The 21,232-nt window shown below is 49.9% G+C and carries 19 protein-coding genes and 1 tRNA gene; 16 read left to right on the plus strand and 4 right to left on the minus strand.

Annotated elements, in window-relative coordinates:
• The 4 genes from JRI95_10335 to JRI95_10350 all read left to right on the plus strand — a co-directional run.
• The coding region (locus JRI95_10335) for an ADP-ribosylglycohydrolase family protein (GenBank protein MBW2061944.1) at positions 1–732 on the plus strand (732 nt) is incomplete at its 5' end.
• Between the two features lie 60 nt (positions 733–792).
• A tRNA-Lys gene (locus JRI95_10340) sits at positions 793–869 on the plus strand.
• An 865-nt stretch (positions 870–1,734) separates the two neighbouring features.
• Positions 1,735–2,658 carry a carbohydrate kinase family protein gene (locus tag JRI95_10345; GenBank protein MBW2061945.1) on the plus strand — a complete coding sequence of 308 codons (924 nt, stop codon included), beginning with the start codon at positions 1,735–1,737 and terminating at the stop codon, positions 2,656–2,658.
• 481 nt (positions 2,659–3,139) lie between these two features.
• Positions 3,140–4,687, plus strand: coding sequence for a methylmalonyl-CoA decarboxylase (locus JRI95_10350; protein MBW2061946.1), 1,548 nt, complete (start codon positions 3,140–3,142; stop codon positions 4,685–4,687).
• Between the two features lie 143 nt (positions 4,688–4,830).
• Here the strand turns inward: JRI95_10350 and JRI95_10355 are convergent, their stop codons facing one another.
• Positions 4,831–5,031, minus strand: a complete 201-nt coding sequence (locus JRI95_10355) for a hypothetical protein (GenBank protein ID MBW2061947.1) — start codon at positions 5,029–5,031, stop codon at positions 4,831–4,833.
• 370 nt (positions 5,032–5,401) lie between these two features.
• Between JRI95_10355 and JRI95_10360 the strand changes: the two genes are divergently transcribed.
• The 4 genes from JRI95_10360 to JRI95_10375 are packed head-to-tail and all read left to right on the plus strand — an operon-like array spanning position 5,402 to position 11,011.
• The gene (locus JRI95_10360) at positions 5,402–7,228 is read left to right on the plus strand and encodes an ABC transporter substrate-binding protein (protein ID MBW2061948.1); all 1,827 of its coding nucleotides are present in this window, start codon (positions 5,402–5,404) and stop codon (positions 7,226–7,228) included.
• Between the two features lie 30 nt (positions 7,229–7,258).
• Entirely contained in the window at positions 7,259–8,353 is a 1,095-nt protein-coding gene (locus JRI95_10365) for a microcin C ABC transporter permease YejB (protein ID MBW2061949.1), read from the plus strand.
• 9 nt (positions 8,354–8,362) lie between these two features.
• On the plus strand, positions 8,363–9,409 hold the full coding sequence (locus tag JRI95_10370) for an ABC transporter permease (protein MBW2061950.1): 1,047 nt from the start codon (positions 8,363–8,365) through the stop codon (positions 9,407–9,409).
• Positions 9,410–9,418: 9 nt separating this feature from the next.
• Complete coding sequence (locus JRI95_10375; GenBank protein MBW2061951.1) at positions 9,419–11,011, plus strand: ABC transporter ATP-binding protein; 1,593 nt, start codon at positions 9,419–9,421, stop codon at positions 11,009–11,011.
• 137 nt (positions 11,012–11,148) lie between these two features.
• Here the strand turns inward: JRI95_10375 and JRI95_10380 are convergent, their stop codons facing one another.
• Both JRI95_10380 and JRI95_10385 read right to left on the minus strand, forming a co-directional pair.
• Positions 11,149–11,817 carry a nitroreductase gene (locus JRI95_10380; GenBank protein ID MBW2061952.1) on the minus strand — a complete coding sequence of 223 codons (669 nt, stop codon included), beginning with the start codon at positions 11,815–11,817 and terminating at the stop codon, positions 11,149–11,151.
• A gap of 50 nt (positions 11,818–11,867) precedes the next feature.
• The gene (locus tag JRI95_10385) at positions 11,868–13,406 is read right to left on the minus strand and encodes a long-chain-fatty-acid--CoA ligase (protein MBW2061953.1); all 1,539 of its coding nucleotides are present in this window, start codon (positions 13,404–13,406) and stop codon (positions 11,868–11,870) included.
• Between the two features lie 363 nt (positions 13,407–13,769).
• On the opposite strand from JRI95_10385, the gene JRI95_10390 reads away from it, so the two are divergent.
• The 5 genes from JRI95_10390 to rfbA all read left to right on the plus strand — a co-directional run bounded on the left by JRI95_10390 (position 13,770) and on the right by rfbA (position 17,808).
• Complete coding sequence (locus JRI95_10390; GenBank protein ID MBW2061954.1) at positions 13,770–14,021, plus strand: ATP-binding cassette domain-containing protein; 252 nt, start codon at positions 13,770–13,772, stop codon at positions 14,019–14,021.
• 83 nt (positions 14,022–14,104) lie between these two features.
• Positions 14,105–14,914, plus strand: a complete 810-nt coding sequence (locus tag JRI95_10395) for an enoyl-CoA hydratase/isomerase family protein (GenBank protein ID MBW2061955.1) — start codon at positions 14,105–14,107, stop codon at positions 14,912–14,914.
• 2 nt (positions 14,915–14,916) lie between these two features.
• A complete protein-coding gene (locus JRI95_10400; protein ID MBW2061956.1) occupies positions 14,917–15,642 on the plus strand; it encodes an enoyl-CoA hydratase/isomerase family protein in 726 nt (241 codons plus the stop codon).
• Positions 15,643–15,768: 126 nt separating this feature from the next.
• The gene (gene rfbB / locus JRI95_10405; GenBank protein MBW2061957.1) at positions 15,769–16,836 is read left to right on the plus strand and encodes a dTDP-glucose 4,6-dehydratase; all 1,068 of its coding nucleotides are present in this window, start codon (positions 15,769–15,771) and stop codon (positions 16,834–16,836) included.
• Positions 16,837–16,902: 66 nt separating this feature from the next.
• Positions 16,903–17,808, plus strand: coding sequence for a glucose-1-phosphate thymidylyltransferase RfbA (gene rfbA / locus JRI95_10410; protein ID MBW2061958.1), 906 nt, complete (start codon positions 16,903–16,905; stop codon positions 17,806–17,808).
• Between the two features lie 73 nt (positions 17,809–17,881).
• On the opposite strand, the gene JRI95_10415 is transcribed toward rfbA, so the two are convergent.
• Positions 17,882–18,112 carry a hypothetical protein gene (locus tag JRI95_10415; GenBank protein ID MBW2061959.1) on the minus strand — a complete coding sequence of 77 codons (231 nt, stop codon included), beginning with the start codon at positions 18,110–18,112 and terminating at the stop codon, positions 17,882–17,884.
• 316 nt (positions 18,113–18,428) lie between these two features.
• Here JRI95_10415 and JRI95_10420 point away from each other — a divergent pair, with 316 nt between their 5' ends.
• The 3 genes from JRI95_10420 (at position 18,429) to JRI95_10430 (ending at position 21,107) form a co-directional block, all read left to right on the plus strand.
• Complete coding sequence (locus tag JRI95_10420) at positions 18,429–19,733, plus strand: hypothetical protein (protein ID MBW2061960.1); 1,305 nt, start codon at positions 18,429–18,431, stop codon at positions 19,731–19,733.
• 235 nt (positions 19,734–19,968) lie between these two features.
• On the plus strand, positions 19,969–20,553 hold the full coding sequence (locus JRI95_10425) for a flavodoxin family protein (GenBank protein ID MBW2061961.1): 585 nt from the start codon (positions 19,969–19,971) through the stop codon (positions 20,551–20,553).
• Between the two features lie 8 nt (positions 20,554–20,561).
• Entirely contained in the window at positions 20,562–21,107 is a 546-nt protein-coding gene (locus tag JRI95_10430) for a hypothetical protein (protein MBW2061962.1), read from the plus strand.
• Positions 21,108–21,232 lie beyond the last annotated feature (125 nt).

A 21,232-nucleotide genomic window follows, 5' to 3' on the forward strand; every position in this document is an offset into this window, starting at 1 on the left:
TTCCTGGCCAATTTTCATCCGGAACGGGGCTATGGCGGCCGTATTTACGGAATTATGGATCGCCTGGCCGCCGGGGTGCCCTGGGACCAGGTCGGAACAGACTCCTTTGGAAATGGCAGCGCCATGCGCGTTGCACCGGTAGGCTTTTTCTATTATGACGATCTGGCGCAGCTCAAAGAGGCGGCGATGGCTCAGGCGACTATTACGCATCGTCACCCTGAAGCCCTGGCCGGGGCCGTTATTCAAGCCGGTGCTGTGGCGCTGGCCCTTAGGGCCGGGCTGGAAGGTCAAGGTGTCAACGCTGAATTATTTTTACGCACCCTGGCCGATATCTCGGAAGATCTGGACACTCGCTCATCCGCCAGGCTCCTGACCCTCATTGATCTTGAACCCGGGCCGATCGCGGAGCTGATCCCTCGTGTCCAGGTCCTGTTCCGATGCGATGTCAGGGCCATTGAAGCCGTACCCCCGGCGGTGGCCTCTTTTCTATTGACCGATGATTTCATTTCAGCCATTACCCTGGCTGTCAATCTGGGAGGGGATACCGATACTCTGGGGGCCATGGCCGGGGCGGTCGCTGGGGCCTACTATGGGCGGAAGGCCTTACCTGAGCCATGGCTGGAGCTTTTGGAGAACGGACCTCTGGGACGTGACTACGTCATGGACCTCGGCCATCGAGCCGCAGCTCTGAAAATTGAAAAGATGTCTACCATCAGGCAGCCCAGGTCTTGACTCAAAAATTAAATGATGATAGGAGATGACATCCAAGGAGGGGAAAGCCCTCCCTAACCAGCGCCGCTAGCTCAACTAGGCAGAGCAAATGACTCTTAATCATTAGGTTGTAGGTTCGATTCCTACGCGGCGCACCAAGAAAATCAAGGGGTTACAAGTATTTAAGCCGTAACCCCTTTTTCCCAAACCTCGGCAAACCTCGGCAAATTAGGTCCAAAAGACTGCATTTTGCAGTCAATTTGCATACAGTTTTATTCAGCCATTCCTTTAACAGCCAGTAGCTTGGTCTTGTCCTGGCTTCCCTTGGAGCTTCCGAAGAAATATTGAATTACCGCCCCGAAGTCTCCTATCAAGGCCCCGAAGAGCATATAGATAGCCTGAGCAGAGCCTTGCGGCTTGGTCTTGAATTGGCCCTGCCTTCTTTAGGAGTACTTCAAAATATTGTATGAGATTCGATTATGACCAACCTTTCGGATACTGCTATATCGAAAACACTGGGAACCTTTTGATTTTTATCATAATGTTAAGTAATTTTAACTATTTGAATTTTAATGATAAACAAGCTATACTTGAACCCAGAATTCAACGAAAATTTTCAGTATTGTATATCAATACTTAAATTCCAGTATAATCCACAATGATGCACGTACTCATAACCGAACGGTATTATCTCTATGCTATTACCTATTTGTTGATAAAATATTTATAATGAAACCCCAAGCTGATTATTGTGTAATCTGATCTGATGAAAACAAATCAATTCCAACCATGGGATAGGTTGACAAAAAAATTGATTCTTTCCATAATTAATGATAGGTGAGGGCGTCATCTTGTGGTCAGTATTGACACCAGGAAGTTTTTCGGTAAACCGATACGGAGGGCGGCATGAAATTAGCGACAATTCAAAGATGCCCGACTTCGCATCGGCTAAACCCAGCGCACACCACTGGTTGCGTTGTATCGCTCATGGTGATTTCGAACTAATTTGAGAGGTCTATTAATATGAATATCATTGTTTCCGGGTCACTGGCATATGATAGAATTATGGATTTCCAGGGATACTTCTCGGAGCATATCCGCCCCGAGAAAATACATGTTTTGAACGTCTGCTTTCAGGTGAATGGCATAAAGGAGAATGTCGGCGGCACGGCAGGCAATATTGCCTACGCGCTTGCCCTGATGGGCGAAAAGCCCGGAATATCCGCTACTATCGGTCATGATTATCATAAGTACTTCGAATGGCTGGCGAAGAATGGAATCTCTACCGAAAACATCAAAATCATAGAGGACGAATTTACTGCAGGCGCCTACATAATCACCGACCGGGCAGACAACCAGATCACCGGGTTCAACCCAGGCGCTATGAAACATTCTTCCTCTCTGGATTTTAATAAACTCAATCCAGAGGAGACCATTGTTATCGTCTCTCCCGGCAATCTTGAGGACATGGTGAACTACCCACGCCTCTGTAAGGCCAGGGGGATAGACTATATCTTTGACCCTGGTCAATCACTGCCCATGCTGCATGCGAAAGACCTGGTTCAGGCCATAGATGGGTGCCGGATTCTGATCTCAAATGATTATGAACTGAATCTGATCATGAGCAAGACCGGGTTAAGCAAAGAAGCCTTGCTTGAGCGCGCCAGGGTTATCATTGTGACCATGGGAGAGCTTGGTTCACAGATCTCCACGCGCGATGGTGAAATAAGCATCCCTGCTGTTAAGCCAAAGACGGTACAGGACCCGACAGGCGCCGGCGATTCATACAGGGGCGGGCTCATCAGCGGTCTGGTCCGGGGCAAAGACATCGAGCAGTGCGCCAGGATCGGCAGCGTATGCGCTTCCATTGCTATAGAATACTACGGCACGCAGGAATACAGGTTCAGCCCCGAGGAATTCAACGAAAGGCTTCAACGAGAGGCTTAATGGGTGCTACTGATATTGTTCTGAGCGAAATAGCAAAGATCATTCTAAAGGGTTTGGATGAAAACTAAGGTTATGCTTCATATTTTAAGTCTCTACTGTTAAACCAGCAATTAACGAATATATTATTCATGGGTGCGTTTTGAGAGCTGAAAAAAGGTACAGGGGGTAAGTTTGCATGGTTAAGCGCTTGAAATAATTTAAAAAAAATCTAGATTTTTAGTAAAAAGTCTGCTACGCTTCTTATTGGAGTCCTTTGGCGTAAGCGAAGCAAGGGAACTCAAAGTGAAAAAGGCAATCGGTGGGTGGAGAAAATTCTATCTCTGAAGCAAACTTGCCGCATACGCTCCATGGCCACTTTCCCCATCTTGGTGGAGGTCATGGATTCTTTTTTCAAAGATCAAAAACCAAATCTAAAATGGGTTACTCAAGGGTAAATTACCTCAAAACCCCCTGAACGTGTACATATTTTTAATAAAGAAAGGTGGTTGAGATGGAGGAATTGATCAAAGATTTAGAGCGTCGCAAGGAAAAGGCTCTGATGATGGGCGGTCAAGCCAAGATAGACCGACAGCATAGCCTGGGGCACTATACGGCCCGCGAAAGAATAGATCGTCTTGTTGATCCCGATACCTTTTTAGAACTGGGCATGCTTAACCATTCCGATGATCCGGGCATGGATGAGAGAGGCCTTGGGGACGGGATGATCTGTGGGCTTGGCAAGATTGAAGGCCGACCAGCGGTCATCGCCGCCGCGGACAAGACCGTCTACGCCGCGACTGAAGGGCAGGCTCATTTCAGAAAGAGCGTCCTTGTTAATGAATACGCTGTGAAGCGCGGGCTTCCTATTTTTCACCTCGCCGAGGGCGGGGGTTTGAGAATACCTTATGGCATGGGCTCGGATGGGATCAGTGAAAACATGATGCCACTGAATCTTCTGAGGCATGGCCGGACGACACCTCTTCTTGTCGGAATCATGGGTGATAGTTACGGCGGACCGACCTGGCACGCGGTTTCAGCCGATTTCACGGTGCAGCAGAAAGGCGCCTGTATGGCGGTTTCCAGTCCCAGGATGCTCGAGATTGCCATCTCGGAAAAGATTACGCCAGAAGAGCTGGGAGGATGGAAGGTCCACGCTGAACTGACCGGTCAGGTGGACGCTTTTGCCGAGAATGATGATCATTGCCTCGAGGTCATGAAGGAGTTTTTCAGTTACATGCCTTCCAATCACTCCGAGGAGCCGCCCTATAAAGCCACAAACGACGACCCCTGCCGCCGCGTGGATGAAGTGGTCAAGATTGTTCCGACTCAGATGAACAGGGCTTACGAAATGAGGCGGTTGATCAAAGTCCTGGTGGATGATGGCGCATTTTTCGAACTAAAAGAATTCTATGGCAAGGCGCTCATTACAGGCCTGGCCAGATTCAACGGCCAGGTCGTAGGCATAATAGCCAGTCAGCCCATGTTCAACGCCGGTGCGGCCGGTCCTCAGGAGTGCGACAAGGCCATTGAGTTCATCTGTCTCTGCGATTCCTATAATATCCCCATGGTATTCCTGCACGATGTCCCTGGTTTCTATATCGGCAGCTATGCGGAACAGCATAAGATGCCTACCAAGATCATGGTCTGGAACCAGGCCATTGCCTGGTCAACCGTGCCCAAGATATCCGTGGTGGTGCGAAAAAGCATTGGCGCTGCCTACGGTAATATGTGCGGGCCCAACATGGGCGGTGATTTAGTGGTGGCCTGGCCCACGGCGCAGATCAGCTTCACCGGGGATGAAGTCGGGGTGAACGTGGTCTATGGCCGGCAGCTGGCGGAGTCGGAAAATCCTGAGCAAGAAAGAAAAGAACTATTAAAGCAATGGTCTTATAACAGCGCGCCATACAAGGCCGCGGCCAGGCACCTGATTGACGATGTCATTGATCCCAGAGACACCCGCAAGTTCCTGTGTCAGGCCCTGGAATATTCCTGTGCGAAAAACAGGTCCAAGAGTCAGCGGCTGCTGGCTAATTGGCCGACAGGATATTAAAAATAGTACGCCTCCGAACGAACAATAACAGATAGGTTAAACCCGACATTGATGACACACCCCGTCGCGTCCAACTAGGAAAAAAGTATTAGTTTCTCACCTAAAAAAACCCTAGAGAATAGTACTTTCTTCGTATTGACATATTAAATGCGTTTGTAGCTTAATGGTAAATACCGGAGATAATTAAACCGAGTCAGGATGGGCGTCCTGGCCGGTTCGGGAGCGATGGCCGAACTGACAACTAACTCCAACCTATCCCCGGCGCCTTCTTGCTCCTTGGTTCTGGCCTCATTAGTCTTATAGGATTGAAGAAAAAGTTCTTTAGCTAACCAAACTTCAATCATCTCCTACCCCCAGGCAGGGTCGGAAACGGCCCTGCCATTTCTTTATGATTCCCCAAAGCAACTTTCCTTATGGGCTAAATCCCTCGCGCCTACCGGTCCATTGGCTCTGAACCTTATTTATAGCTCTTTTCGTCCCACGCGGGTCAGGGTGGCTCGCGAAGGGGGTCTCTCTGATAATAAAAATTATATGAGTCAAAAAGATTGACTTTCAAGGGGTGTTTGGGGAGTATAAAATAGCTTAAGCGATCATTATAATAGAAATTGTATGCCTTGGGCTTGTTAAACGGGTGCAAAGATTGAGAGAAAATTTTTATAGCTGATGGCATTTTGCTTTATAAAGCATGAAATGAAAAAAGCAGAGGATGGATCAATGAAGGCTCGAACACGCCGCTTGTTGGTTATTTTCATTTTTTTTCTTATTTTTATCCCGGGGCACTCTCAGGCCGCGCAAGACGTGACCATAACTCACGCTCTGGCCATGAGCGGCACACCCAGGTATCCAGCCGGATTTACTCATTTTGATTATGTAAACCCTCACGCACCCAAAGGCGGATCAGCGAGGTTATCCGCCGTTGGAACTTTTGATAGCTTCAATCCCTTCATTGCCAAGGGCGTTTCCGTTTCAGGGAATCTTTTGATTTATGATTCACTTACTGTCGCCTCATCTGATGAGCCGTTCACACAATATGGTTTAATCGCAGAAAAGATCGAGATACCCGGGGATCGGTCCTGGGTGATCTATCATATTAATCCGCAAGCTCGATTTCACGATGGCAAACCAATAACCGCTCATGATGTTGTTTTCACATTTAATGTGCTTATGTCAAAGGGATCTCCTCTTTACAAGAAATACTACGCTGATGTCGAAAAGGTTAAGGCCTTAGACAAGCTTCGAGTAAAATTTCATCTCGGTCAAAAACCCAATCCTGAACTGGCGTTGATTCTCGGACAAATAAATGTCCTCCCCAAACATTACTGGGAAAATCGCGATTTCTCAAAAACCACGCTCGATATCCCTCTGGGCAGCGGGCCTTATAAGATTTCAAAATTTAAACCCGGACATTCCGTCACCTACGAGCGCGTGAAAGACTACTGGGCCAAAAACCATCCTGTGAACAAAGGCCGCTTTAACTTCAACACGATCACGATTGATTATTATCGCGACGCTACGGTGGCGCTGCACGCATTTAAATCCGGTGAATACGACTTCCGGCTTGAGAATATCGCCAAGAATTGGGCGACCGCATATACCGGCCCAGCGGTTGACAACGGACTCATTATCAAGGAGGAAATAAAGCACGAACAGAATCAAGGCATGCAGTGCTTTGTCTTTAACACTCGCCGGTCTTTCTTCAAGGACAGGAAGGTTCGTCAGGCCCTGGCCTATGCCTTTGACTTTGAATGGAGCAACAAGACCTTTTTTTATAATCAGTACAGGCGCAGCGCCAGCTTTTTTTCCAACTCCGAGTTGGCCTCAAGCGGGCTGCCGTCACCTGAGGAGCTAGCCATTCTTGAGCCGTTCAGGGGGCGGCTGCCTCAGGAGGTATTTACCAAAGAGTACATCCCGCCGAAGACTGAAGGCTCCGGGGACATCCGAGGCAATCTCCGGCAGGCCGTGAGATTGTTAAAAGAAGCTGGATGGGTCATAAAAAAGAAAAAGCTTACCAATATTCAGACTGGAAGAATCTTGAAATTTGAGATTCTCCTTATTTCCCCCTCGTTTGAACGTATTGTCTTGCCATTCAGAAAAAATCTATCCAGGCTCGGTATTGTAACAACCTCCCGGGTCGTGGACACATCCCAGTATATCAACCGGCTCAATGAGTTTGATTTCGACATGATCGTCTTTTCTTTTGGTCAATCTCTGTCCCCGGGCAACGAACAAAGGTATTTCTGGCATTCAAGTTCCGCCGACATCCCCGGGAGCAGGAATTATATCGGCCTGAAGAACCCGGTGGTTGATGCCTTGGTGGACCTGATAATCCAAGCTCCTAGCCGAAAGGACCTCGTTAACAGAACAAAGGCACTGGACCGCGTTCTGCTCTGGGGCCACTATGTTATTCCTCAATGGCACCTGAACTACTTCCGCGTGGCGTACTGGAACAAATTTTCACATCCCCAAAAGACGCCTAAATACGACCTGGATTTTTACAGCTGGTGGATAAATCCTCAGAAGAAAAAAGTTTCTTTGAGGTAAAATAGTCAACGAGGAACCCCGCCAAAAAAAATGATCGCCTATATTATTCGACGCCTTCTCCTTATCATTCCAACCCTGCTCGGGATCATGACCATCAATTTTATTGTTATTCAGGCCGCGCCGGGAGGGCCTGTCGAGCAGATGATTGCCAGGATTCAGGGCGAGGATGTCAGGGCCACCGAACGGTTTGCCGGAAGCACGCGGGGGGAAACGTTAAAGACTGAGTCTTCCTTGAGTTCAAAAAGCAGGTACAGGGGCGCCCAGGGTCTGGCGCCCGAACTTATCAAAGAGATAGAACAGCTTTACGGGTTTGACAAACCTACCCACATCCGGTTTTTCACGATGCTAGTGAATTACATGAAGTTTGACTTTGGGGAGAGTTTTTTCCGTAATCAAAAGGTTATCAGTCTCATAATTTCTAAAATGCCTGTATCCATTTCTTTGGGGATCTGGAGTACCCTCCTGATCTATACCATCTCTATTCCTTTAGGCGTCCGCAAAGCGGTCAAACACGGCACGCACTTCGACGTCTGGACCAGCACGGCCGTCATAGTGGGCAATGCCATCCCGGTTTTCCTTTTCGCGATCATGCTGATCGTCTTCTTTTCCGGGGGGAGTTATTTTGACTGGTTCCCCTTGCGCGGCCTGACCTCTGACAATTTCGATTCACTTTCACTCATGGGGAAGATTGCCGATTATTTCTGGCACCTGACTCTTCCCATTACCGCCATGGTCATAGGAGGCTTCGCCACCTTGACCATACTGACTAAGAATTCGTTTCTGGATGAGATCGGGAAGCAGTATGTTATCACCGCCAGAGCCAAAGGGCTGACCGAAAAGAGGGTCCTGTATGGACATGTGTTCCGGAACGCCATGTTGATCATCATCGCCGGTTTCCCCTCGGCGTTCATCAGCATGTTCTTTACTGGATCGCTCCTGATCGAAGTTATTTTTTCTTTGGACGGTCTGGGGTTACTGGGATTTGAGTCCACCATTAACCGCGATTATCCGGTGATGTTCGCTACCTTATATATATTCACCCTGATCGGGCTTCTGATGAAGCTAATCAGCGATATTACCTATACTGTTGTTGACCCGCGCATAGACTTTGAATCGAGAAATTAATAACTTCTGATGAATACTCAAAAACGCTTTCAATTAAATCCGATCAACAGACGCCGCTGGCTAAACTTTAAGGCCAACCGCCGCGGCCACTTCTCGTTATGGATTTTTTTGTTTCTTTTTATTTTCTGCCTGTTTGCCGAGTTCATTGCCAACGATAAACCTCTGATTATCTATTATGACTCTAAGATTTTTTTACCTGTATTTATAGAATACCCGGAAACCGTTTTTGGCGGCGAATTTGAGACCGAGGCCGACTATCGTGATCCATTTGTTCTGGATCTTATCCGGGAAAAAGGCTGGGCCGTCTGGCCGCTTATCCGTTACAGTTATGACACCATAAATTATAATCTGCCCGTGGCCGCGCCGGCGCCGCCCTCGGCTGAAAACTGGCTGGGCACTGACGATCAGGGCCGGGACATCGTGGCCCGGCTGATATACGGTTTCAGGATTTCCATATTATTTGGCCTCTGCCTGGCCCTTATCGGCTCAATTATCGGAATTACAGTCGGCGCGACTCAAGGTTTCTATGGAGGATGGATAGATATCCTCGGTCAGCGTTTTCTTGAAATCTGGTCAGGCCTCCCGGTTCTTTTTCTGCTCATAATTCTTTCAAGTTTTGTAGAACCCAACTTCTGGTGGCTGCTGGGCATAATGCTGCTGTTTAGCTGGATGACTCTGGTGGACCTGGTGCGGGCTGAATTCTTGCGCGGCCGCAATCTGGAGTATGTTCGCGCTGCTCGCGCCTTGGGCCTGGGCAATGCGGCTATCATGGCCAAGCATATCCTGCCAAACGCCATGATCGCGACCATGACCTTTTTGCCTTTTATCCTCAACGGCGCCATCATCACCTTAACCTCTCTGGATTTTCTCGGTTTTGGTTTACCGGCCGGTTCGCCTTCGCTCGGTGAAATACTGGCGCAAGGCAAGGCGAACTTGCACGCTCCCTGGATCGGCATTTCGGCCTTTGTCGTCCTGTCAATCATGCTGATCCTCCTGGTGTTTATCGGGGAGGCGGTCCGCGACGCTTTTGACCCCAGGCTGTATGCGGAACACTAGGCAAGATATATGCGCGAGGCGCTACTAAAAATAAAGGACCTATCCGTTGACTTCCATACCGCGGGGAAGGTGGTGCATGCGGTCAAAAATGTTTCCCTGGAAATTGCCAAGGGGGAGACGCTGGCCCTGGTCGGAGAAAGCGGTTCCGGGAAATCGGTCACGGCCCTCTCCATTTTGCGTTTACTGCCTTATCCCGTGGCGTATCATCCGTCTGGCAGCATCCTCTTTGACGGAAAGGAAACGCTTGAGGCCTCCAACCAGGAATTGCGCTCCCTGCGCGGCCACCGAGTGGGGATGATATTCCAGGAGCCTATGACCTCACTCAATCCTTTGCATACTGTTGAGAAACAGATCGCCGAGACCCTGTTCCTTCACCAGGATTTGAATCACAAGGAGGCAAGAGACCATACACTTGAGCTTCTGGAACTTGTGGGTATCCCGGACGCTGAGCAGCGTTTGAAATCCTATCCCCATGAACTCTCCGGCGGGCAGCGGCAGCGGGTCATGATCGCCATGGCCCTGGCTAACGAACCTGACCTGCTCATTGCTGACGAACCCACCACCGCGCTAGATGTCACCGTGCAGGCCCAGATACTGGACCTGCTGGCAAACCTTCAAAAACAGCTCGGCATGACCGTGCTCTTGATTACTCACGATTTTGGAGTGGTGCGCCGTTTTTCCGACCGTGTTTGCGTAATGTATCAAGGAGAAATAGTAGAGGTTGGCGTGACTCAGGAAATCTTTTCAAATCCTCAGCATGAATACACCAGGCTCTTGTTAGAGGCTGAACCCAGCGGGAAGCCGAGCCCGGTGTCGGCAGATGCTCCACTGATCCTGAAGACAGACAGCCTCAAGGTCTGGTTTCCTGTTAAAAAAGGTGTTTTGAGGCGGACGGTAGACTATGTCAAGGCCGTAAATGACGTCTCGATAAAGGTTAAAGAAGGTCATTCGCTGGGCATTGTCGGTGAAAGCGGTTCCGGGAAATCAACTCTGGGCCTGGCCATCTTGAGACTTCTGGCTGGCAACGGTGAAATCGAGTTTGACAAGCGGCGCATTGATACCTGGAATCAGAAACAGGTAAGACCGTTGCGCCGAAAGATGCAGGTGGTTTTCCAAGACCCCTTTGGCAGCTTAAGCCCGCGCATGTCTGTCACCGCTATTATCGAGGAAGGGCTTAAGATCCACAAGATCGGGGATGAATCAATCCGGGAAGCCATGGTTATCGAGGCCCTGAACGAAGTGGGGCTCGAACCGGAGCTTCGTCACCGATACCCTCATGAACTATCCGGAGGGCAGAGGCAGCGTATCGCTATCGCCCGGGCTCTTGTCCTGAAACCGAAACTCATCATCCTCGATGAACCTACATCTTCTCTGGACAGGTCTATCCAGTTTCAAATCATTATCCTTCTTAAGAATCTACAAGAAAACCACGGCCTGACTTACCTGTTCATCACCCACGATTTAAAAGTCGTTAAAACCCTATGCCATGAAATAATCGTTATGAAGGCTGGAGAAATTGTCGAATCAGGCCCGGCCGATCAGGTTTTCAATAATCCAGAAGAGGCTTATACAAAAACCCTGCTCTCTGCGGCGTTTGATTAAGCGATTATTGATTCTGCCCATCGCCATAACAATCAGCCTGACGAATGCTTTCAGGAAAAGGGGTTCTTCCAACCCTTGCCTCAGAACCTATGCTAACGCGGTCAGGGTGCAGTCCTTCCCTGGCTGGCCGACGCAGATTAATCGAATCCAATGAACCTGGTGGTTTCCTCTAAGGAGGCCCGGGGGGATTGAAGCTTGTTCGCCGGGTATTCCGGGTCTGGATAACCGATTGGGGTACACAAAAAAATTTGTTTGGATTCGGGAATGCCGGTGTATTTCCGCACCACGTCCGGGAACATGATCCCCTGTCCCATGATGCAGGTGCCAAGACCGAAGGAAAGAGCGGTAAGGCAGATCGTTTGAATGATAATGCCTTGATCGGTGAAGGCATGCGCCGGCGCGAGAGACTTATCCGTGGATAAAATGATAGCCGCCGGAGCGTCGAAGAACCGAAAGCCCCTCATAGTCCAGGCCATTCGCTTTTCCTTGTCCTCACGGCCGATCCCCATTAATTTGAACAGCTCTATAGCCAAGCCGACCTGGCGCTCTCGATAGACGCCTTCATACTTTTCCATCTTGATATCCGGGTTGGGTCCCTTACCTGCGGTCAGCATTTCGATGTTGCCTTGTTTTATATTTTCCAGCGGCTCACCGGTGACGACCGTAATTTCCCATGACTGGGTGTTCATGGATGAAGGGGCGCGGGAAGCGATTTCAATAATTTCCTGCAGGATTTCCCTGGGCACTGGATCCGGTTTGTAACCCCTGATACTCTTTCGACCTTGTATGGCCTCAATTGCGTCCATAATAAATCCTCCTTTTTAAATTATTCAGTTAATTTTCTGAAAAGGTCCTTTTATTTGCCTTGGTTTTGAAATCTTTTCCTCAGTTCGCTTCTCAGAATCTTGCCTATAGGGCTTCGAGGCAGGGTTTCAACAAACTCCACTTGCTTCGGTTTCTTGAAGCTCGCCAGATTCGCCTTACAAAACTCGACGACCTCCTTGACCGTCATATGCTTGCCTTTTTCAAGCACCACGGCGGCGTGGACATTCTGTCCCCAGATCGGGTCCGGAACTCCAAACACAGCGGCCTCAGTAATCTTGGGATGACGGTACAGGACATCTTCCACTTCCTTGGGATAGATGTTTTCACCACCGCTCTTAATCATGTCGTGCTTTCTCTCAATAATGTAAAGAAAACCGTCCTCATCCATTTTCCCCAGGTCGTGTGTCCACAGCCAGCCGTCGCGAAGGGCATCCGCCGTCTTTTCCGGATCCTTGTAATATTCCTTCATTATGTTCGGACCGCGGATAACGATCTCCCCCACCTCGTTCGGGGCTATATCATGACCCTGTTCATCCACCACGCGCACCTCGATGGTAAAGGGAGAAAACCCGACGGAGTAAGGTTTGGAGGCGGTGTACTCCCTGGTGCGAGCCGCAATGAAGCCGCAGGATTCCGTCATGCCGTAACCTTCCTCAATGCCCGCGGTCGGGCAAACATCTTTCAACCGATTCCTGGTTTCGTCAGGCATGGTTTCCGCGCCAGACCCCAGGGTGTGGATTGAACTCAGGTCGTATTTTTTTATGTCCGGAACCTGAAGTATCAGGTTGTAAGTCGTGGAAACACCTTGCAGCCTGTTGATCTTCTCCTTTTCGATCCATTCTAACGCAGTTCGCGGATCAAATTTCTTGAGAACAACCTGCGGCGCCTGGTTGAAAAAGCAATAGAGGAAGTTTCCCAGGCCGCCGGTATGGAAGTAAGGTCCGCAGAGCAATGATTTCGGCCTGTCGGGCCAAAATTTCTCCCCTAAAATTCGAATACCCAGACACGCCCAGATCCAATTCCTGTGCGTGGCCAGAACTCCCTTGGGTTTCCCCGTTGTACCGGCCGTATATAAGATGGTGGCCGTGTCTTCCTCCTTGACTTCAACCGCTGGGCTTTCTATGGATGCCTCCGAGGTCATGACCTCAAAGTCAATGAAATCCTGAGAAGGGCCTTCTCCCATGATCATGAATTTCTGAACTTCATTGATGGAAGGCTTCATCTTCATGACGGTCTCTTCGAACTTGTCCTGAAAGATGATGCTGGTGGCATCCGAATGATTCACCACATAAGTAAGTTCATCTGGGGAATTCCGGAAATTGAGAGGTACAAATACAGCCCCGATCCGCCAGATTGCGAAAAACGTTTCTACCAGCTCCATGCAGTTGGTGCCCAAAACGGCCACATGATCACCCTTTTCGATCCCCGTGCTCAAAAGCGCGCTGGCTCTTTGATTTGCCTTGTCGCGCAGCCGGGAGCAGGTGGCCCGTGCGTCCTCAAAAATAACGATTTCGAGATCTGGATGTTTGTTGGCGTTCAGATCCAAAAGAGTTGACAGGGTCATTTCCATGGCTTAAATCTCCGTTCAGAATCGTATCAGGATTAAAATGTTGTTTTTTCACTCAATCAGGGATTATTTTTTTTGACTCGGCCTTTCTCTTTAAAATTACCTTAACTTTTGCTTGGAATCAAGGACGTTCCGCAGCCAATCCCCGAAATTCCTTCTATCCATACTTTCATTATTCTTTTGAGATAAATCTAGGGCAATTTGAGCGCACCTTTTAACTTTTTCCAGGTCACCTTCCAATGGCCATATAATTTACAGCCGATATAATACTGTCATTTACTCTCAAGCTCGCGTATACTCGCGATATCATAAATTAAACGCGTTAATTTAGAAAGCTTATCTAAAAAGCTTATCAGGGGAGGTCCCATGACCATACCGGCTATCAAGGTAGAAGATATTAGCTATTCCTATGGTGATATAGAAGCGGTTAAGGGTATCAGTTTTAAGGTGGCCCAGGGTGAGATTCTGGGATTTCTCGGACCGAACGGGGCAGGCAAATCAACGACCATCAAGATGCTCACCGGCCAGCTAACACCAAAGAATGGTAAGGCCTCCATCTTGGGTGTGGACGTGACCAGGGACGACCCCAAAATCCAGGCTCAAATCGGGCAGGATTGACTCTCAGGCATGAATTTGGGAATATAGAATCCGTTTTATTGGGAATTCAAGATGATATCGGTTGTCCGGGAAGGAAGGGTACCATGTACCAATCGTCATCCTCAAGCGTTCTGGTGGAACAAAAAGATGGAGTGCTTCGCCTCAAGCTGAACCGGCCCGAGAAGCTCAACGCTATGAACTACGAGCTGATCATGGCCGCCAAGGAGATTGTCAGCCAGGTCGGTGAAGATTGGGATGTACGAGCCGTGGTTTTTGAAGGGCAGGGGGGTCATTTCTGTGCCGGAGACGATCCGGCTGACATGGGTCCGTGGCCTGAGGAGTACAGACACCGGCGTCCCGGCGGTCCTCACGGCCCCGCCCCCATACCTCAGCAGGACCTGCTGAAACTGGTCCGCAGCCTGCCCAAACCGACCATCGTCCTCATGCGCGGCCAGGCGCTCGGTCTCGGTCTTGACCTGGCCTGTGTGTGCGACATCAGGCTTTGCACTGATGACGCCGTTATCGGCGATCCCAGAATACTTCAGGCCAGGCACAACACGACCGGCCTGACCTACATCCTGCCTCGGCTGATCGGACAATCTCAGGCCATGCGCCTGCTCCTCCTGGGCGAGTCCATCAGCGGCTCTGAGGCCGAACGCATCGGCCTGGTTTATAAGTCGTTCAAACCTGAAAAATTTACGAGCCAGGCCGAAAAACTGATCGCCCAGGTCACGACCATGGCCACCCGCTCCTATGCAATCATCAAACAGCAGATCATCGAGGAACTGGACATGCCTTATGACACGGCGCTGATGCACTCATTCGCCATCCGCCAGACGAACATCATCGAGGACAAGGACGAAGGCATCCTGGCCTTTATTCAAAAGCGGAAGCCCAGCTTCAAGGGACGGTAGCCATGAGTGACGAAAGCGCTTTGATCGTCTATAACGAGGGTCCGGTCTGGCATATCCGGTTCAATCGTCCGGAAAAGCTGAACGCGATAGACACCGAGCAGCACGAACGCGTCATCAGGGCCGTGCAGGCCGCGGACTATGATCCGGCGGTGAGGGTCATAGCTTTTTCAGGCGAAGGGCGTGCCTTCTGCTCCGGGGATGACATCAAGACCGCGCAGCGCAGATGGCCGGAGCGTCATAAAAAGCGGCTGGTTGACCTGGACATAGGGGTCGGTCCGCTCATCCTGCAGGAGGCTACAACCGTCATTCGGGATGTCTGCAAGCCCACGGTGGTGCTGATGCACGGTTACGCCCTTGGCGCGGGCTACGACTATGCCACCAGCTGTGATTTCAGAGTCGCGACCGAGGACTGCCAGTTTGGCGATCCCCGGGTCCATCGCGCCTTATGGGCCGCAGAAGGATGGTCCTACAAGCTATTGAGACTCATCGGCGGGGGTTGGGCCACCAAAATCGCGCTGTTAGGTGAGCCGCTCACCGGAGTGGAGGCTGAAGGCATCGGTCTGGTGCATCGGGTTTATCCGCCGGATGCAGACCTCAGGGAGTCGGCCCGGGAGTTCCTGCTGAAACTGGCCAGTCTCCCGGCTGAATCCTACGCTGTCATCAAACGCCATATCCTGGACGGCATGGACCTCTCTTACCAAGCCGCCCTGGCCCACCAGCCCCGATAGAGACGGAATATGACTTGACTTTCATTCGAGATTACATGATGATCACGCAGAAAAAAGGCGGCGCGTGAACCGGGAAGCGCCTTTTTAAATTCACCTCTATTAATAGAAGAACATGAGTTCCAGAGCTTGAAAACCTTTCTCGTAACAGGCGGCGCCGGATTCATTGGATCAAATTTCGTCCTGGCTCAACGGGCAAAGAACCGGGCGCGCATCGTGAATCTGGATAAGCTGACCTATGCCGGAAACACGGCTAACCTAGAGAGCCTCACAGACGATCCCGATTATATCTTCGTGCATGCGGATATCAATGACGGGCCGCTGGTTCGCCGCATTTTTGAAGATCAGAGGCCCGAGGCCGTGGTTCACTTTGCCGCGGAAAGCCACGTGGACCGTTCCATCCTCAGCCCGGACGACTTTATCCAGACCAACATCGTCGGAACCTTTCGCCTGATCGAAGAAGCTCGCGCTTACTGGTCTGGTCTAGATGGCAAGAGTAAAAAAACCTTCAGGTTCCTTCATATTTCCACTGACGAGGTCTACGGGAGCCTGGGGCCTGACGACCCGCCTTTTACCGAATCCTATCCTTATGCCCCCAACAGCCCTTATGCGGCCTCCAAGGCGGCCGGGGACCACCTGGTGCGCTCTTTTCACAGGACATACGGCCTGCCGACCCTGATTATCAACTGCTCGAATAATTACGGGCCCTATCAGTTTCCGGAAAAGTTGATTCCTTTAATAATCCTGAACGCCCTGGAAGGCAAGCCTCTGCCGATCTATGGGGACGGAAAGAACATCCGAGATTGGCTCTTCATCCAAGACCATGTCGAGGCCATCGGCATGGTGCTGGACAGGGGCCGGGCTGGAGAAACCTACAATATCGGCGGCAGCTGTGAAAAAACCAATATTGATGTCGTGAAGACCATATGCCTTTTACTCGATCAGCTTTGTCCCGATTCACCCTCTAAGCCTCATGCCGACCTGATAACCTTTGTCAAGGACCGGCCTGGTCATGACCGCCGGTATGCCATTGACGCAGGCAAAATCAAGCGGGAACTCAACTGGGCGCCCGCAGAGACATTTGAAAGCGGGATTACCAAAACGATTCATTGGTATCTGAGCCATAAGGAATGGACTTCGTCTATCAAGACCGGCGCTTACAAGGAGTGGATCAAGCGACAGTACGGTTCTGACTGATTTAAAAAACGCCCGCTCTAAGGAGAACTCTATATGGATGACATGGGCCTAAACAAACCGACTTCCATGGAACCGTCAACCCCTCCTCGAAGAAAAGGCATCATCCTCGCCGGCGGCGCTGGAACGCGCCTTTACCCTATCACCAGGGTCGTGTGCAAGCAGCTTCTCCCGATTTACGACAAGCCCATGATCTACTATCCCCTGTCCATTCTCATGCTGGCGGGCATCCGGGAAATCCTTATCATTTCAACGCCGCAAGACCTTCCCAAGTTCAAGACCCTTCTCGGGGCAGGAGCGGACTGGGGGCTTAGCTTCACTTACGCCGAGCAGCCGCGGCCTGAAGGCCTGGCCCAGGCCTTTATTATTGGAAAGGAGTTCATCGGCTCAGACCATGTCTGTCTTATCTTAGGAGACAACCTCTTTTACAGTTATGGCTTTCAGGGCGTACTCCAGCGAGCGGTGGAGATCAGAGAAGGAGGACTCATTTTCGGCTACCGGGTGCATGATCCCGAGCGGTACGGCGTTGTGGAATTCGACGCCTCTGGCAATGTCCTGAGTATTGAGGAAAAGCCGGCCAGACCTAAATCCAATTATGTCGTGCCCGGCCTCTATTTTTACGATAACGATGTCATTGAGATCGCCGAGGGCCTCAAGCCTTCGGCCCGCGGGGAGCTGGAAATCACGGACGTCAATCAGGAATACCTGAAGCGAGGGGAGCTGAAGGTGGAACTCCTGGGGCGGGGGATGGCCTGGCTCGATACCGGGACCCATGAATCGCTGCTGGCGGCCAGCAGATTTATTGAAACCATTGAAAAACGCCAGGGCCTGAAGGTGGCCTGTGTGGAAGAGGTGGCCTTTCGCATGGGTTATATTGATGAAGACCAGGTGCGCCGGCTGGCCAGACCGCTTGAGACCAATGATTATGGAAAGTATCTGCTGGAACTACTGAAGGAGCCCAAAGTAACACCGTGACCCTGATCTGGACGCGCCAGCCGTCCCTTCTTCCTTTTCCTGAGCGCTTCCCGCTTTGATTTTAGCGAGATAATCAGCCTATCAAACGTTCAATGTTAATAAAGATGGCCGCCAAGGCAATCAGGGCGATAATAATGTAAATAACACCGTTTCGCTTTTCCTTTCGGGCGAGCGCTTCCAGGACCTGCTTGTTGAACTTGGCGTCTTCGGCTTGTCTTTCGTGCCTGCCTGCTTTTTTAAACGCATCGTAGGATATGTATGCAAAGAAGAGGACAATGATAATTTTAATCAACAGCACGAACATAAGCCAGGTTTTCCTTGACACCCTTGAAAGTAATGTATCCATGTTTTTGTTGGCGGTCAACCTGAAAATCAAGACAACGGTTCTTTCCTGAAAAGTGATCATCTTCAAGAATAGTTTATAATTTAACTGTAGGTCAGGGTGCGAAGCTCCCTGACACAAAACTATGATCACATGGTCCTCCAGGCTACCAGGCCCAGATAGCCTTTAATTTCTGGAGAAAATTCAGGCCTATAATTTCTTGACGGCCGGATTGGCCTTAGTTATAATTATCCAACTTTCTGATTTTAGTAATAAAATGATCCTCGAGGAGGGAGGCATGCGAAAGGTGAACGATTCTATGGTTCAGGTTTGCGGTCGTGTTGTTTTAGCCGTCTTTTTCATGACTGCGGCGGCGTTAGTTTTCAGTCCAGTCAAAAGCGCACGTGCGGCTGACTTGTTTACCCTGACCGTGACTTCAGAAGGCGAAGTTTACACCCAGGGTTTCAGTTCGGTGGCAGATATGATTGACAACTTTGACGGGAACGCCATCGTGGCTCATATCCCGGCCTATACGGATAACTCTGCGGTTGACGCGACGTTGTTTTACCGGGGGCTTCCATTCACAGCCACCATGGGCGCAAGTGGTGCTGCGATTCATTTAGTCTGTGATGCCATAGGGGTTGACGTGCTGTTCAGCGGAGCGACCCGGGATGAAAGCCTGGACCTGCTGGAGGACTGGTTCAAAGGCGAAGGTCAGGAGGCGCTGACAAAGATGGCGCGGTACCTGGCGCAAAATACGCCCACCGATCCCATTGCAGGCAACCCGACCAGTTTGATGGGCAACCTTGTCAAGAATGACTTCAACGTGGGATTCATGGACAGGGCGACAGAAATCGCTCCAGAGGTCGTCGCGCCTCCCCGGCCGGCCCCCGGGGAAAGACAGGTCAATGCGAATCTTATCGCCCTGAAAGCCAATATCGGCACAGTGCAGATGGGAGACTTCAAGGGCTCTTACTACAAGCTGCCGTTATCTTACACCTTTCGATCCAACCAGGACCCTCGCCGTCAGCTGAAGATCTCTTTACCCCTGGCCATGCTTGAAACAGCAGGCGCGCGGACCTACAACGCCGGTTTCGGGATCGCTGTTTCCCTTCCGGTGAACAAGCTATGGGTCCTGACGCCTGCGGCGAACTACTCGCTGGTAGGCTCTGTTGATATGGGTTCAGCCGCGCAGATGATTTCCGCGTCTCTTACCAGCGCGCTCAGCCTGGAGTCTGGCAAGTTTACCTTCAACATCGGTAACATGGTCGGGTATTACCAGACCCTCAAATTCCAGTATAGCGGCTACGCCTTTGACCCCAAGATCAATAATACCGTATTGCGGAACGGCCTCATGATTTCGACGCCAATTAGCCGGCGTTTTGTGATTGAAATTTTTGTTACTGACACCCGGTACTTTGGAACTGATTTATTTATAGATCAGTATAATGAGGGCGGCTTTGCCTTTGGCTATGCCAAGGCTTTTTCAAAGAAGAAGCAAGGTAAGGTGGTCAATTACCTGCGGTCATTGAGAATCGGGGCGACTTATATCTTTGCCAAGGATTACAATGCCTGGCAGGCGAATTTCGGGTTTGTTTTTTAATAACAGCCTTGCTTGGCCTAAATCCCGGACTATTTGATGAACTGCCCTGCTGCGTCCAGCAGGGTAGTTTTTTTCCGACTCTTCGGCTTCATATTCTTCATGGCCGCCCGGAGGTGAGGTTGCAGGGACGCATGGAAATTGATATGATTCATTAAGTTTTCAGCCGAGCGAGTTTTAACCGGAAACCTGGTTGATTCATGCTGAGGTTGCATTAAAAATGAAAGGAGCAGGAGAAATGCAGATTCTGGCCTTCAACGGAAGCCCGCGCCAGGAGGGGAACACTTCGACCATCATCAGAGCCATCCTGGAGGGGGCGCGGTCCGCAGGTGCTGAGACGACCGAGGTTCGGTTGCATGACATCAATATGAAAGGCTGTATGGGATGCCTGAGCTGCCGGAAAAAGCCCGGCGTTTGCGCGCAACAGGATGATCTGACGTCTTACCTCGAGGCCATCAAGTCATGCGACGGTCTGGTAATCGGCTGTCCGATTTATATGTACCGTATTTCAGGACAGATGAAATGCTTTGTTGATCGCTGTTACTCCTTATATGTCAGCCGGGAAGGCGGAGGCTATGATTCCGCTGTCCCGCCCGGAAAGACCTATGCCTTGGTCGTTTCCCAGGGAGCTGCCGATCCGGATCAATACAAGAAATCAGCGCGCTGGCTCGCCGCTATGACGGGCAGCGGCTTCGGCATGGAGGAGGCAGGCCGGATCATCCATTCAAACAGCCACCTGGACCCGGCCAAGGATAACGACGGCATCCTCGATCAAGCGCGCCAGATTGGCCGGAGGCTCTTGAAAAAGGATAAGGCTCTTTAAAAAATAAAATGGATAAAGAAGAGATAATCTTTTGGAGGGATAGATATAATACTGAGGAAGACCTGTATAATACGGGAATAGAAGAAGAATTGAGTAGCAAGTTCCAACAAAATAAGATGATAACTAAAGATGATCTTATTCAAATTGTTAAATGGAAATTCCAAGGTAGGTTATTTGGCCGACAACAAAGAATTTTAAGGATGATAGATAGTGTTGAAATTTCTTTTATTGAAGATGTTTCACGCTTAGCTTTCAAGATTAAGAATGATGAAAAAAGATTGAAGCTATTATCATGTATTGATGGTGTTGGAAATTCGCTTAGCAGCGTTATTCTCTCATTCAAGGAACCACAAAATTATGGGGTTTTTGATATTCATGCGTGGAGAGGTCTTTTTGGCCCAGAACCTAAAAATTTGTCTACGAATAAGAAACACATAATTAAATTTTTCAATAAATTAAGAGATATTTCCTCTCAGACAGGATTACTTTGCAGAGATATAGAAAAGGCATTTTTTAAGAGGGATTTAGAAAAACCTAAGAACAAGTTCACATAAAATTATTATGTTATATTCTAAATTTATGCGGTCGAAGACAGAATACCACGGGTTTACCCGTGGATGAATGAGTCCTTCCAAATATTATCGCGAGGATACGACGTGATAATGTTTGGTCAACTCCG

It is taken from the genome of Deltaproteobacteria bacterium (assembly GCA_019308995.1).
GTDB lineage: Bacteria > Desulfobacterota > Desulfarculia > Adiutricales > JAFDHD01 > JAFDHD01.

Bases quoted from the DNA above. Each gene is read 5' to 3' on its own strand.
- JRI95_10345 (MBW2061945.1), top strand. From the start codon at position 1,735: ATGAATATCATTGTTTCCGGGTCACTGGCATATGATAGAATTATGGAT.
- JRI95_10355 (MBW2061947.1), bottom strand. From the start codon at position 5,031: ATGATTGAAGTTTGGTTAGCTAAAGAACTTTTTCTTCAATCCTATAAG.
- JRI95_10360 (MBW2061948.1), top strand. From the start codon at position 5,402: ATGAAGGCTCGAACACGCCGCTTGTTGGTTATTTTCATTTTTTTTCTT.
- JRI95_10365 (MBW2061949.1), top strand. From the start codon at position 7,259: ATGATCGCCTATATTATTCGACGCCTTCTCCTTATCATTCCAACCCTG.
- JRI95_10370 (MBW2061950.1), top strand. From the start codon at position 8,363: ATGAATACTCAAAAACGCTTTCAATTAAATCCGATCAACAGACGCCGC.
- JRI95_10375 (MBW2061951.1), top strand. From the start codon at position 9,419: ATGCGCGAGGCGCTACTAAAAATAAAGGACCTATCCGTTGACTTCCAT.
- JRI95_10380 (MBW2061952.1), bottom strand. From the start codon at position 11,817: ATGGACGCAATTGAGGCCATACAAGGTCGAAAGAGTATCAGGGGTTAC.
- JRI95_10385 (MBW2061953.1), bottom strand. From the start codon at position 13,406: ATGGAAATGACCCTGTCAACTCTTTTGGATCTGAACGCCAACAAACAT.
- JRI95_10390 (MBW2061954.1), top strand. From the start codon at position 13,770: ATGACCATACCGGCTATCAAGGTAGAAGATATTAGCTATTCCTATGGT.
- JRI95_10395 (MBW2061955.1), top strand. From the start codon at position 14,105: ATGTACCAATCGTCATCCTCAAGCGTTCTGGTGGAACAAAAAGATGGA.
- JRI95_10400 (MBW2061956.1), top strand. From the start codon at position 14,917: ATGAGTGACGAAAGCGCTTTGATCGTCTATAACGAGGGTCCGGTCTGG.
- rfbA (MBW2061958.1), top strand. From the start codon at position 16,903: ATGGAACCGTCAACCCCTCCTCGAAGAAAAGGCATCATCCTCGCCGGC.
- JRI95_10415 (MBW2061959.1), bottom strand. From the start codon at position 18,112: ATGTTCGTGCTGTTGATTAAAATTATCATTGTCCTCTTCTTTGCATAC.
- JRI95_10420 (MBW2061960.1), top strand. From the start codon at position 18,429: ATGCGAAAGGTGAACGATTCTATGGTTCAGGTTTGCGGTCGTGTTGTT.
- JRI95_10425 (MBW2061961.1), top strand. From the start codon at position 19,969: ATGCAGATTCTGGCCTTCAACGGAAGCCCGCGCCAGGAGGGGAACACT.
- JRI95_10430 (MBW2061962.1), top strand. From the start codon at position 20,562: ATGGATAAAGAAGAGATAATCTTTTGGAGGGATAGATATAATACTGAG.